Raw genomic sequence first — 13,026 nt, 5'->3', positions numbered from 1 at the left:
CCGCTGGGTCATCGCTGCTGCGGGCATGGCCGCGCCGGGTCACGGTCTTCCCATTCCTCACGCATCGCGCTTCCGAAAACCGCCCAGGATTGTCGGTCAGTGCTACAGCTCCGGGAGCACTAAACGAGCCTCGGCCGCCCTGGCGCGCCCAATGCGCATTCCAGGCCGATCCGATCCCAACTACCGAGATTTGCCGCGGCTTCGTAGGTGCTTTCGAGAAATTCCATCAGGCTCTGATCAGGATCCGTTGCCGTGCGCACCGCGTCATAAGGAAGGATGAATTCGCCGAGCTCCTTGGAGAAGAACGCGGCTGCCGGCCGGACGCTCGCCGCCGCAAAGCCGTCCGGCGTCGGATAGGCATAGGAATAGAACGCCGCATACTCCACCGGCCCGCTGCTGCCAGGCCAGAAGCCGGCGCTGGAAACTTCGTGGGAATAAGCTTCGCGGGCCACTGCATCGGGGAGATTGGGCACCCCGCCGGGATGGAGCGGGGCCGTCCTGCCCGAAAAACGGGTCACGGCCAGATCGAAGCTTCCCCAGAAGAAATGCACCGGGCTCACCTTGCCGAGAAAGCCGGTGCGGAAGCGCGAAAGGACCTCGTGGGTGGAAAGCAGAATGCGCCAGAAGCGATTGGCATGATCGGGATCGTAGGAAGCGTGCGTTCGATCCTGATCGAACGGAATGCCGTCGGGAATCTCGGACGGTATCGTCGTGATGTCCATGTCGAGCCCGAGTTCGGCAAGGGCGATTCCCACCTCGTCGTAGAAGTCGGCCACGGGTTTCGGTGCCAGTATGATCTGGCGAAGGTGGCCGTCGCTCGTGCGCACCCACAGCAGATGGTCGATGAAGTCGAAATCGATCTGGAAGGCGCGCGCGCCTCCGGGGATGGGCGACGTCGTCAGGCCGCGCGCCGTCACATAGAGCGGCACATGCCAGGAATGGTTCAGCCAGGGTTCATATTTCAGCCGGATCTTGCCGACGATCTGGGTCCACAAATGCAGCGTGTCACGTGTTTCCTTCCATGCGGCATAGGGCAGGTCAGGCCACCGGTTCGGGTCGCTGGGACGCGGCATGGTTCACTCCTTTCGCGTCGGAGGCAGGTCGGGCGTCCAGGAGACGCTTGTTGATCAGTCGGCGCCGCTAGATAGCCCTCGCATTGTCGGGTGGAGCCTCGGTCGGATCGAGCGTCGTCACCAGGCGACCCCAGCCGGAACCGCCAACCGGCAATCTCTCCCACAGGACGGTGCCGGGCCGGATCGAGACCAGCGGGCCGGGCTGTCCGCTGGTTTTGAAGAACACGGCGACGTTGCCGTGTTCGAACCAGCCGAGCGCGCCGAGCTGCTGCTCGGCACGGCGGATCTCCGGCGTGGCGTATCTCCACATCGGCTCGCCGATACCGTCCTCGGGCAGATGCCATTCAGCGCGTCGCGCCGGCGATGCCGCAAGCAGTCGATGCGTCGTGTCGCAGACGAGATGGATTGCACGGCCGGACTGCTCCACCAGTCGCTTCAGGATCGCTCCCGAGGCTTCATCGGGCACGGGCGCGGCGAAGCGCGCCAGCGCATCGAGCGCATCGAGCGGCGGCATATGCCTGCCGCTTTCCCATTTGGAGAGCGACGATTGGGAAACGCCCAGCAATTCGGCGAGGTGGCTCTGTTTCATCCGGCGCAGCATGCGCGTGCGCCGGACCGCCCGCATCAGGACGGCGACGGATGGGTAAGACTGGCCGCCATGCATGGCGCGCCTCAGATTTCTCCGAAGTCGCCGCCCCGGCCCTTGCCGGAAGCGAAGCGAGCGGCCCCTGCCTGACCCTCCGCGCGGAAGGTTTCGGCGCTCCGCCATTCGCCGGCGAGCGCCCGCGCGGGGTCGAGCGACCATTGTCGGATCGCCGACAGGCGGTCGGCGCGCATGCAGGCCTGCGGGAAGCGCGTCAGCTCCTGTGCCAGTTCGATCGCCGCGGCAAGCGAGGTGCCGTCCGGCACCACGCGGTTCGCCAGGCCCATGACGAGGCATTCCTCGGCTTCGACTTTGCGGCCGGTCAGGATCAGGTCCATGGCTCTGCCGTGACCCACGATGCGCGGCAGGCGCACGGTGCCGCCGTCGATCAGCGGCACGCCCCAGCGGCGGCAATAGACGCCCATATAGGCCGATTGCTCCATGACGCGCAGATCGCACCAGAGCGCGAGTTCCATGCCGCCGGCTACGGCCGGGCCGGAGATGGCGCCGATCACCGGCTTCGAGAGCTGCAGGCGTGTGGGCCCCATCGGCCCCTTTCGCGGATGGTCGTCACGCCCGTCGAAGGAACGGTCGAGATCATGCTCGGCGAACCAGGTGTCGCCGGCGCCGGCGGCCGCCCATTTCAGGTCGAAGCCGGCGGAAAAGACGCCGGGCACGCCGGTCAGCACCGCGACCTTCTGCTTGTCGTCGCGCTCGAAGGCGAGGAAAGCGTTGAACAGCGCCAGGGCCATGTCGGGGTTGACCGCGTTGCGGGCTTCCGCCCGGTCGATCGTGACGATGGTGACCTCGCTGTCCTGCTCGACCCTGATCGTCATTCGGCTATTCCTTCCTCGTATTCCGCGGAAAGCGTGAGCCAGGTCTCTTCGTGACCGGCCAGCGCATTGGACAGGTCGGAACGCTCTTTGGCAAGCTGCGTGGCGGCACTCGGGTCCTTTTCGTAGAGCCTCGGATCGGCGAGCTGGTCTTCGATGCCGTCGATGCGTTTCCTGATCCTGTCCATCAGGGCCTCGGTCGCGCGGATCTGCTTGGCGAGCGGCTCGAGCGCCTGGCGGCGCTGCGCGGCATCGCGACGCCGTTCCGCCTTCGACGCCTTGTCGGCCTCGCGCCGTTCCTTCCGGTCGGCCGAGACGCCAGTCACCTCCTGGCGATAGTCGCCGAGATCGCCGTCATAGGGACGGACGGAGCCGTCGCGGACCAGCCACAGCCGATCGGCCGTCGCCTCGATCAGGTGACGGTCGTGCGAGATGAGGATGACGGCGCCAGGGAAATCGTTGAGCGCATGCACCAGCGCCTCGCGCGAATCGATGTCCAGATGGTTGGTCGGCTCGTCGAGGATGAACAGGTTCGGTCCCTCGAAGGAGGAGAGCCCCATCAGGAGTCGTGCCTTTTCGCCACCCGAAAGATCCTTGGCCGCGGTATTCATCTTCTCAGTTGCCAGGCCGAACTGCGCGACGCGGGCGCGCACCTTGGATTCCGGCGCGTCCGGCATCAGCCGGCGCACATGCTCATAGGCATTCTCCTCCGGCCTGAGGTCGTCGAGCTGATGCTGCGCGAAGATCGAGACTTTCAGCCCCGGCGCGACCGTCATGGTGCCCGTCTCCGCCTTCAGCCGGGCGGAAAGCAGCTTGGCGAAGGTCGACTTGCCATTGCCGTTGGCGCCGAGCAGGGCGATGCGGTCGTCGGCATCGATGCGCAGCGACATCTTTCTCAGGATCGGATGACCGGGCTGGTAGCCGACCGAGACGCCGTCAAGGGCGATGATCGGCGACGCGACGGTCTTGACGGGTTCGGGAAACCTGAAGGGCCGCACCGTGTCGTCGACGAGCGCCGCGATCGGCTTCATCCTCTCCAGCGCCTTGATGCGCGACTGCGCCTGGCGGGCCTTCGTCGCCTTGGCGCGGAAACGGTCGACGAAGGACTGCAGGTGCTTGCGTTGCGCCTCCTGCTTGACGCGGCTCTTCTCCTGCAGCGCCTGCTGCTCGGCCCGTTGGCGCTCGAACTGGTCGTAGCCGCCGCGCCAGAAGGTGAGCTTCTTCTGGTCGAGATGGACGATCGAGTTGACGGCGCGGTTCAGGAGGTCGCGATCGTGGCTGATCAGGAGAACCGCATGCGGATAGCGTGAGACGTAGGTCTCGAGCCAGAGCGTTCCTTCGAGGTCCAGATAGTTGGTCGGCTCGTCGAGCAGCAAGAGATCGGGCTCGGCGAACAGCACAGAGGCGAGCGCCACACGCATGCGCCATCCCCCGGAGAAGGACGAAGCAGGTCGCTTCTGCGCTTCGGCATCGAAGCCCAAGCCGGCAAGAATGGTTGCAGCGCGCGCCTCCGCCGAATGCGCGTCGATGTCGGCGAGGCGCGTATGGATCTCGGCTATACGGTGCGGATCAGTGGCGGTCTTCTCCTCTTCCAGCAAGGCTGCGCGTTCGACATCGGCCTTGAGCACGATGTCGATCAGCGGCTCCTCGGTGCCGGGCGCTTCCTGGGCGACCTGGCCGATCCGCGTATTGCGCGGGAGGCTGATCGAGCCGGTCTCCGCCGACATGTCGCCGGTTATGGCGCGGAAGAGCGTTGTCTTGCCGGTTCCGTTGCGCCCCACCAGCCCGGCCTTCGCTCCGGCGGGCAGGCTGAGGGAAGCATGATCGAGAAGCAGGCGTCCGGCGATACGGAGCGAAAGGTCATTGATCGTAAGCATAGCGGCGGCTTTTTGGCCGACCCTACGGGCGAAGGCAAGGGCGCGCCTCGCGCTGGCCGCCTGTATCGGGGCCTCAGGCGTAGGGTCGCCCGTCCTCGGTGCGCTGGAAATAGACGAGGTCGAGCACTACGGAGGGCCTGCCGAGCATTGTCAGCACCGCATGCGCCTGGCCCCGGTGATGGGTCTGGTGGTTGAAGAAATGGTCGAGCGCGGGTGCCAGCCGCTGCGAGACGGTGCGCATGTCGGTAAGCGGCATATAGGTGAAGCGGCCGGAGAGAGCCTTTGCGGTCAATGACGCCGTCCAGTCGATGATGCGCGCGTCCTCCGCCTCGCGCGCCGCCCGCAATCCGGCGAAATCCGCGTGGAGCACGGCGTCGAGCGTCGTCGGCGCCTCGCCTTGCCCGGTGAAGCGTTTCATCCAAATGCGGTCGGCTGCCAGGATGTGGTTCAGAGTGCCCATGAGCGACTTGAAGAATACGCCCGTGTCGCGCCGGAACTGCTCTTCCGTCAGTACCGCGGCGGCGTCGTAGATGCGGCTGTTGGCCCAACGGTTGTAGGCGGCCAACATCATGAAATGCTGCTTCATGGACTTCCTTTTGAAACGCGAAGCGGAAAATATGCGGCGGACACTAAACTGCACCCTTAGGAACGCCAATGGCCATTCTGCTTTATGATCTCGTCGGCTCGGACCCATCTCGCCCCTACAGCCCCCATTGCTGGAAGACGGCGATGTCGCTCGCCCATAAGGGGCTCGAATTCGAGACGGTACCGACACGGTTCCTCGATGTGCCGACAGTGGAAGGCGGAGTGTCGAAGACGGTGCCCGTGATCCGCGACGGGGCGCGGGTGGTGGCCGATTCCTTCGCCATCGCGCTCTATCTCGAAGAGACCTATCCCGATCGCCCAAGCCTGTTCGGCGGCGAGGGAGGCGAGGCCATGAGCCGCTTCATCGAACGCTGGTCGCAGACGATACTGCATACCTATCTGGGGGCGGCTGCCCTCATGGATATCTACGGCATGCAGGACGAGCCCAACCGCGCCTATTTCAGGCAGAGCCGCGAGCCGCGTTTCGGCAAGAAGCTGGAGGAGGTGCCGGGCGGGCGAGATGCAGGGCTGGCAGCGTTCCGCGGTTCCCTGGAGCCGCTGCGGTCGATGCTCGCCTACCAGCCCTGGATCGGTGGCGCGTCGCCGCTGTTCCCCGACTATATCGTGTTTGGCGCACTGCAATGGGTACGGGTGGCGTCGCCCTATCAATTCCTCGCCGCGGACGATCCGGTGTCGGAATGGTTCGGCCGCTGCCTGGATCTTCACGGAGGACTTGGGCGCGGCGTTCCATCCGCGGCCTGATTTGCCCGCGAGGCCTTGGCAATCCGGCATCCGGCTTGTATAGAGCCGCCACTTTTCCAAGGACATCCACACAGGGACAGAAGATGGCGATCGAACGCACTTTTTCGATGATCAAACCCGACGCGACCAAGCGCAACCTTACCGGTGCGATCACCAAGATGCTGGAGGATGCCGGCCTTCGCGTCGTTGCGTCGCGGCGCGTGTGGATGAGCCGCCGCGAGGCCGAGGGCTTCTACGCGGTCCATCGCGGACGCCCGTTCTTCGACGAGCTCTGCGAATTCATGTCGTCCGGCCCGACGATCGTTCAGGTTCTCGAGGGCGAGAATGCGATCGCCCTGAACCGTGAAATCATGGGCGCCACCAATCCGGCCAATGCGGCCGAGGGCACCATCCGCAAGGTTCATGCCCTGTCGATCGGCGAGAATTCGGTGCACGGCTCCGACGCTCCGGAGACCGCCGCGCAGGAGATCAGGTATTGGTTCTCCGACACCGAGATCGTGGGCTGAATCGGCTTCGGCGCCTGGTACGGTAGATAATTGATTCGACTTGAAAAAGCCGGGGTTCGCGCCCCGGCTTTTTCTCATGACGCGATCCAGTCCGGTCGAGACGGATGCCCGCTGCGGAGGGTTGCGGGTTGCGGTGTGCCGCCCTCGCGCAGGCGATCGAGGAAATCGGCTGCCGGTACTGCCTTGCCATAGAGATAACCCTGGAAGCAATCGCATCCGAAGGCCCGCAGGAATGCCTGCTGGCGGATGTTCTCGACATGCTCGGCGACCGAGGTGAGGCCGAGATTGCGCGCCATGGCCAGGATGGTCTTCACAAGCGCCCGGTCGCTTTCGCCGGTCTCTATGTCGGCGACGAAACGCCCGTCGATCTTGAGTTCGTCGAAGGGCAGGGTCTTCAGATAGGCGAGCGAGGAGTAGCCCGTGCCGAAATCGTCGAGGGACAGGCGCACGCCCAGGTCCTTGATCTCGGCCATCAGCCGGGCGACGCGTTCGTGGTCGCGAGCCATGACATGTTCCGTCAGTTCCAGCGTCAGCCGCGTCGCATCGACGGCGTGGGAGCGCACCATCTGTCCCAGCATCGCCCCGAAGCTGTCGCAGTTGAAGGACTGCACGCTCACATTCAGCGCGAGCCTGAGATGCGCGGTCGCGGGATCGCGTTGCCAGGAGGCGAGGGCGGCCAGGCCGAGGTCGAATACGGCTCGACTGAGTTCCTCGATCAGTCCGAACTGCTCCGCGAGCGGGATGAACCGATCCGGAAAGATCATGCCGAGCCGCGGATGGTTCCAGCGCAGCAGTCCTTCTGCGCCGATGATGACTCCGCGATCGTCGACCTGCGGCTGGAAGTGCAGCTCGAGTTCTCTACCGCCGAGCGCGGCGCGCAGGTCTCCGACCAGTCGGAAACGTTCGCGTTCGCGCTCCAGGCTGGCCGGGTCGAACAGGGCCATCCCGTTCCTGCCCGCTGCCTTGGCCTGGTACATGGCGATATCGGCACGCTTCAGGATCTCGTCGGGGCGAGCCTCCGCACCGTCGAACACCACCACGCCGACGCTTGCCGAGGCGAGGTGGCGAACCGCTGCGAGCTCGAAAGGCTCACGCAGGGTCACGAGCAGCCGGTTTGCCACCACGATGGCGTGGCGCGTCGCATTTGCCTCGTCGACGCCGGCAGCTTCGAGAATGACCACGAACTCGTCCCCGCCGATGCGCGCGACGAGGTCCCTTGGCGCGAGGCAGCGCTCGAGGCGCGCGGCCACCTGGATGAGGAAAGCGTCGCCGACGTCATGCCCCTGCGTATCGTTGAGCGTCTTGAAATTGTCTAGGTCGATGAACAGCAGCACGCCGTGGTCGCCTCGCCTCTCGCTGCCGGCGATGGCCTGGGCCATGCGGTTCAGGAACATGCGCCGGTTTGGAAGCTCCGTGAGCGGATCGAAATAGGCGAGCCGTTCTATCTCCATCTCGTTGCTCTTGCGGGTCGAGATGTCGGTGAGATAGCCATGCCAGATGATGCCGGCTTCCCTGAATTCAGGCGTGGCTGCGACGCGCGCCCATTTCTCTGTGCCGTCGCGAAGGCGGAGCCTGAATTCGTGGTCCCAGCTCTGCCGCTTCTCGGTAGCCCTTCTCAGCGAACGCCTGAGGCCCGAGATGTCGGCACCGTGCACGCGTCCGAAGAGGCTCCGCGGGCGCTCGACGAATTCTTCGAGCGGGATGCCTGTGATCCGCGTGAAGGCGGCGCTGACATAAAGGACTTCGGCCACGCCGCTGGCCCTGGTCACGAGCTGGAAAAGCGCGCCTGGCAACTCGCGTGTCAGCTTCTGGAAACGTTCCTCCAGGCTGAGCCGACGCACCAGCACCGTGATATCGCGGACCGAGCCTTCGTAATGAAGCGGCTTGCCGGTAGTCGGATCGAGGACGAGGCGCGCCGATTCGGAGATCCAGATGCGTTCGCGCGTCTTGTGGCGGTAGATTTCCGAAACGAAGTCTTCGACCCTGCCGTCGCGCTCCAGCGCGTCGCGGAACGCGGCGCGCCGGGAGGGATCGACATACCACTCGGTCCCGATATCCTTGACCCTGGCGAGCATCTCGCGCTCGCCGGAATAGCCATTCAGCTGCACCAAGGCCTTGTTGGCGCTGAGCTGCCTGCCGTCGAGCGACGAGGTGTAGATGCCTTCCGACAGGTTGTCGATCAGGTCGGCGAGCCTGGCGCGGCCGGCGCGCGCCGCACGGTAGAGCCGACGATAGCGGAGCGCAGCCAGGGTGACCAGCACGGACAGGACGAGCCACGCGGCGATCAGCCAGTTGGCGCTGGATCCGAAATCGATCAGGGCGTTGAGGAAGCCAGGCATTGAATTCGGTGCAATGTTGACGCCGCGCGAGGTTACGACGCCGGGCTTACAATTTCTCTAAGAAAACAGCGCCTTGACGGACATGCTTAACAGCGGCTTATCCCGACTGATCAACTGCCGGCGGAAAGGTGCATTATGTCCTTCGCCGCCGCGTCGGACAGGATGAGCTTGCCGTTGCCGACGCGGAAGCGTGCCGTCCTGCCCAATACTTCTAAGAAATTCTTTTCCTGTTCCATCAAATCGGGAGCGCAGGCCATCATGGTCGAGCCGATATCGCCGATCTCGATCGTGCCGTCATGGATCTCGGCGGTTCCGAAATAGCCGTTGCACGGGCCTCTGCCCGAGACCCTGCCGTCCGCGCTGACGGCGAAGGTCACGCGCGCCTCGCCGCCGAGGGCGGTCCCCTCGATGTCATCGACCAGCCAGGTGGCGTCGAAAATCGAGGGTGCCGCCGGCGTTTCCGACTGACGCACCATCTTGAGCACCATCGATTGCGGCGGGGCCTGCAGCGGGTCCACGGAGTGGCGGATGTCGTTGATGAACCAGATCGAATTGTCGACCGTGATACCCGCTTCCAGCGCATATTGGGCCTTGCCCTGTATCACCGCAGGATCGAAGACGATCGTGAACCTGATCGGGACCTGCCCTGCCGGGTCGACGACCTGCTTCCCGACGACCGATGCCGGAGCGCCGGCGAGCGAGATGTCGACGAGCTGTACGGTAAGCACGGCATTGGGCGGCAGCGCGATGCGCTCGCGATAGAGGACTTCACCGGAGATGGTCTTCTCCGTCGCGAACGAGGCGGAAGAGGTAGCCAGCATGGCGATGACGAGCGGTGCGAAGCCGAAGACGAGCACTTCCGCGATCTTGCCGAACAAGAAAGGCCTCCCGTGTTTCCAGGAGACCAGCCGACCACGTGAATGCGGTCGTTCCGTGGCGGTCGCCGGACGGACCGCTCAGTCCCGCGACCAGCGGGCGGCCGCCTCATCGTCGGAAGCCTTTGCCTCGACCCAGCCGCCGCTACCGCAGTCGGCGCGGTGTTCTTTCTTCCAGAAGGGGGCGCGCGACTTCAGGTAGTCCATAAGGAAGGACGCCGCGTCGAAGGCGGCCTGGCGATGCGCCGAGGCCGTGACGACGAGGACGATGTTCTCTCCCGGGCGGATCTTGCCATGGCGGTGTACGACGGTCAGCCCGCCGAGCGGCCAGCGCTCGGCGGCTTCGGTCGCGATGCGGGAGATCTCGGCCTCGGCCATGGCCGGGTAGTGCTCGAGCTCGAGTGCGGACAGGGCGCCCGCCTCGTCCCGGCAAAGTCCGGTGAATGTGACGACAGCGCCGACATCCGTCCGTCCGCGTGTCATGCGGTCGATCTCGACGGCGGTGTCGAAATCCTCCGCCTGGATGCGCACGACCGGGACGACACGCGCCGACATCGCTCGACTAGCCTCCCGTCATCGGCGGGAACAGGGCGATCTCGCGGGCGCCGGCAACCGGCTCGCGATGGCTGACATGCTCCTGATCGATCGCCACGCGGATCACCTGGGGGTGTTCGAGCGCCGCCTCGTAGCCTTCGCCGCGCGACTTCAGCCAGAGCAGCAGGTCGGCGACAGTCTGCACCGAAGCGGGCAGGTCGATTTCCTCGTCGCTCTTGCCGATCCGCTCGCGCACCCAGGCGAAATAGATGAGCTTCGTCATGCGCTACTCGTCGATTATGTGCTTCAACCCGGCGCGGAAGTAGTCATAGCCTGTATAAAGCGTGACCAGGGCGGAAATCCAGAGCAGCACGATACCGGTCTCGGTCGCGTAAGGGATGATCTTGTCGAGCGCGGGGCCGGCGAGCAGCACGGCGATCGCCACCATCTGGATTGTTGTCTTCCATTTGGCGAGCTGCGTCACCGGCACGCTGACCTTGAGCCCCGCAAGGTATTCGCGCAGGCCCGAGACGAGGATTTCGCGGCACAGGATGATGATCGCGGCCCAAAGCGACCAGCCCGCGATGGTGCGGTCGGTGTCCGCGGCGAGCAGGAGCAGGCAGGTCGAGACCAGCAGCTTGTCGGCGATCGGGTCGAGCATGCGACCGATACTCGAGGTCTGCTGCCAGGCGCGCGCCAGATAACCGTCGAAATAATCGGTGACGCTCGCCGCGATGAAGATCGCCAGCGCCGACCAGCGCGCGAAGTCGCTCGATTGCAGGCGCCCCTCAAGGAAGAAGCACAGCACGACCAACGGCACCGCCAGGATGCGGCCGTAGGTCAGTATGTTCGGAAGGTTGAACGCGCGCCGTGCCATCTCTTACTCTTTTTCGATTGCGTACTCAAAACAGATGCGAATGTGGGGGGTCAACTGGCTGAAATCGATGTGCCAGCCGAATATGACGCTATTCCGGCTCAACTCTCGTGAAAATGATTGTAGACGAGCCGCGCCGTCGACTCGGAGATGCCCTCGACGGCCATGAGATCCTCGATCGCCGCCCGGCTGACGGCCTTGGCGGTGCCAAAATGGTGGAGCAGGGCCCGCTTGCGGCTTGGCCCGATGCCGGTGATCTCGTCGAGCGGGCTCTTCACCATCTCCTTCTTGCGCCGGGCGCGATGGGACCCGATCGCGAAGCGATGCGCCTCGTCCCGTAGGCGCTGCACGAAATAGAGCACCGGATCGCGCACAGGCAGCATGAAGGAGGGCTTGCCGTCGACGAAGAAGCGCTCGCGGCCTGCCTCGCGATCCTGGCCCTTGGCCACGCCGATCGCGGCGACCCTGTCGGAGACGCCGAGCTCGGCCAGCATCGCCCGCACGACCGTCATCTGGCCCTGGCCGCCGTCGATCAGGATGACGTCGGGCCAGGCAGGGAACGCCGAGTGGCCCACCTCCTCCTCCGCTTCGGCGTCGGATTGCCGCGGCGTGCCGTGTTCCTTGAGCAGGCGCGAGAAGCGGCGCTCCATCACCTCGCGCATCATGCCGAAGTCGTCGCCCGGGGTTATGTCGGTCGAGCGGATGTTGAACTTCCGGTACTGGTTCTTCACGAAGCCTTCCGGCCCTGCGACGACCATGGCGCCTACGGCGTTCGTGCCCATGATGTGCGAATTGTCGTAGATCTCGATGCGCTCCGGCGCCCGCGCCAGACCGAAGGTCTCGGCGAATCCGGCGAGCAGCCATGCCTGTGTCGAAGTCTCCGCCAGCCGCCGCCCGAGCGCCTCGCGGGCGTTCTGCAGGGCGTGATCGGTGAGGTCCTTCTTCTCGCCGCGCAGGGGCACGCCGACGGAAACCCTATGTCCGGCCCGGGTCGACAGAGCCTCCTCGAGCAATTCCCGTTCGTCGATCGCGCGGGACAGAAGGATGGATTTGGGCGACGGCTTGTCGTCGTAGAACTGCGCCAGGAAAGAGCCCAGCACCTCGCCCGGCTCGAGCGCCGGATCGGCCTTCGGAAAATAGGCGCGGTTGCCCCAGTTCTGACCGGTGCGGAAGAAGAAGACCTGGATGCAGGTCTGGCCGCCCTCCTGATGGATGGCGAAGACGTCGGCCTCCTCGACCGACTGCGGGTTGATGCCTTGATGGCTCTGGACATGGCTCAGCGCCGCGAGCCGATCGCGATAGATGGCCGCGCGCTCGAAATCGAGGTCCTCGGCGGCCCTGAGCATGGCCGACGAGATCTCCGCCTTCACGCCCTGGCTGCGGCCCGAAAGGAAATCCTTCGCCTCGGCGACGAGTTCGGCATAGTCGTCGGCGGAGATTTCGCCGGTGCACGGACCGGAACAGCGCTTGATCTGGTAGAGCAGGCAAGGCCGGGTGCGGCTCTCGAAAACCGAATCGGTGCAACTGCGCAGCAGGAACGCGCGCTGCAGCGAGTTGATGGTGCGGTCGACTGCGCCGGCCGACGCGAAGGGGCCGAAATAATCGCCCTTGCGCGATCGTGCTCCCCGGTGCTTGAAGATGCCAGGCGAGGCGTGGTCGCCTGTCAGAAGGATATAGGGGAACGACTTGTCGTCCCGCATCAACACATTGAAGCGCGGCCGCAACCGCTTGATAAGATTCGCTTCGAGCAGCAGCGCTTCGGTCTCTGTGCGGGTGACGACGAATTCCATCGTCGCCGTCTCGCGCACCATCCGGCCGATGCGGTTGGTGTGGAAGCGGCCCTGCGCGTAGTTGGTGACCCGTTTCTTCAGGCTGCGCGCCTTGCCGACATAGAGCACGTCGCCGACGGCGTTCATCATCCGGTAGACGCCGGGCGAATTAGGCAGGCGCCGGACCAGGGTCTGGATCACATCCGCACCGACCTTGCCGTCTGCATCGCCGCTCTCGCGGTTGTCCCAGTCGATGCGGGTGAAGGGCAGGGCTGGACCGTCGGCAGAGGCGATCTCTTCCGGGATCGGAGCTTCCTCTTCCTCCGCATTGCCCGGCATGTAGCCGGCGACATCGT

The 13,026-nt window shown here is 64.9% G+C and carries 13 protein-coding genes; 2 read left to right on the top strand and 11 right to left on the bottom strand.

Annotated features, from left to right (window positions below):
• Positions 1-119: 119 nt before the first annotated feature.
• From JN280_RS28595 to JN280_RS28575, 5 genes are all read right to left on the bottom strand, one after another.
• Positions 120-1,073: a DUF5996 family protein gene (locus tag JN280_RS28595; protein WP_202307325.1), complete on the bottom strand. Its 954-nt coding sequence runs from the start codon at positions 1,071-1,073 to the stop codon at positions 120-122.
• 67 nt (positions 1,074-1,140) lie between these two features.
• Complete coding sequence (locus JN280_RS28590; protein ID WP_244742196.1) at positions 1,141-1,737, bottom strand: helix-turn-helix domain-containing protein; 597 nt, start codon at positions 1,735-1,737, stop codon at positions 1,141-1,143.
• Positions 1,738-1,745: 8 nt separating this feature from the next.
• Positions 1,746-2,552, bottom strand: coding sequence for a crotonase/enoyl-CoA hydratase family protein (locus tag JN280_RS28585; protein ID WP_202307322.1), 807 nt, complete (start codon positions 2,550-2,552; stop codon positions 1,746-1,748).
• On the bottom strand, positions 2,549-4,426 hold the full coding sequence (locus JN280_RS28580) for an ABC-F family ATP-binding cassette domain-containing protein (RefSeq protein ID WP_202307320.1): 1,878 nt from the start codon (positions 4,424-4,426) through the stop codon (positions 2,549-2,551). Before JN280_RS28580 ends, JN280_RS28585 begins: the two co-directional genes overlap by 4 nt.
• A gap of 73 nt (positions 4,427-4,499) precedes the next feature.
• Entirely contained in the window at positions 4,500-5,012 is a 513-nt protein-coding gene (locus JN280_RS28575) for a DinB family protein (RefSeq protein ID WP_202307318.1), read from the bottom strand.
• A 68-nt stretch (positions 5,013-5,080) separates the two neighbouring features.
• Between JN280_RS28575 and JN280_RS28570 the strand changes: the two genes are divergently transcribed.
• The gene (locus JN280_RS28570; RefSeq protein WP_202307317.1) at positions 5,081-5,773 is read left to right on the top strand and encodes a glutathione S-transferase family protein; all 693 of its coding nucleotides are present in this window, start codon (positions 5,081-5,083) and stop codon (positions 5,771-5,773) included.
• Positions 5,774-5,856: 83 nt separating this feature from the next.
• Positions 5,857-6,279, top strand: a complete 423-nt coding sequence (gene ndk, locus JN280_RS28565; RefSeq protein WP_202307315.1) for a nucleoside-diphosphate kinase — start codon at positions 5,857-5,859, stop codon at positions 6,277-6,279.
• A 74-nt stretch (positions 6,280-6,353) separates the two neighbouring features.
• Here the strand turns inward: ndk and JN280_RS28560 are convergent, their stop codons facing one another.
• The 6 genes from JN280_RS28560 to uvrC form a co-directional block, all read right to left on the bottom strand.
• Positions 6,354-8,618 (bottom strand): putative bifunctional diguanylate cyclase/phosphodiesterase, encoded by a 2,265-nt coding sequence (locus tag JN280_RS28560; protein WP_202307314.1) that lies wholly within the window; start codon positions 8,616-8,618, stop codon positions 6,354-6,356.
• Positions 8,619-8,728: 110 nt separating this feature from the next.
• On the bottom strand, positions 8,729-9,496 hold the full coding sequence (locus tag JN280_RS28555) for a YbaY family lipoprotein (RefSeq protein ID WP_202307313.1): 768 nt from the start codon (positions 9,494-9,496) through the stop codon (positions 8,729-8,731).
• Between the two features lie 78 nt (positions 9,497-9,574).
• On the bottom strand, positions 9,575-10,048 hold the full coding sequence (locus tag JN280_RS28550) for a molybdenum cofactor biosynthesis protein MoaE (RefSeq protein ID WP_202307312.1): 474 nt from the start codon (positions 10,046-10,048) through the stop codon (positions 9,575-9,577).
• A 7-nt stretch (positions 10,049-10,055) separates the two neighbouring features.
• On the bottom strand, positions 10,056-10,310 hold the full coding sequence (gene moaD / locus JN280_RS28545; RefSeq protein WP_202307311.1) for a molybdopterin converting factor subunit 1: 255 nt from the start codon (positions 10,308-10,310) through the stop codon (positions 10,056-10,058).
• Positions 10,311-10,313: 3 nt separating this feature from the next.
• Complete coding sequence (gene pgsA / locus JN280_RS28540; RefSeq protein ID WP_202307310.1) at positions 10,314-10,904, bottom strand: CDP-diacylglycerol--glycerol-3-phosphate 3-phosphatidyltransferase; 591 nt, start codon at positions 10,902-10,904, stop codon at positions 10,314-10,316.
• Positions 10,905-11,002: 98 nt separating this feature from the next.
• Complete coding sequence (gene uvrC, locus JN280_RS28535) at positions 11,003-13,009, bottom strand: excinuclease ABC subunit UvrC (RefSeq protein ID WP_202315088.1); 2,007 nt, start codon at positions 13,007-13,009, stop codon at positions 11,003-11,005.
• Between the last annotated feature and the right edge of the window lie 17 nt (positions 13,010-13,026).

The organism is Mesorhizobium sp. L-8-10 (assembly GCF_016756635.1).
Classification (GTDB): domain Bacteria; phylum Pseudomonadota; class Alphaproteobacteria; order Rhizobiales; family Rhizobiaceae.
Note: the sequence above shows the minus strand (reverse complement) of the source record. Positions and strands in the feature narration are given on the sequence as shown.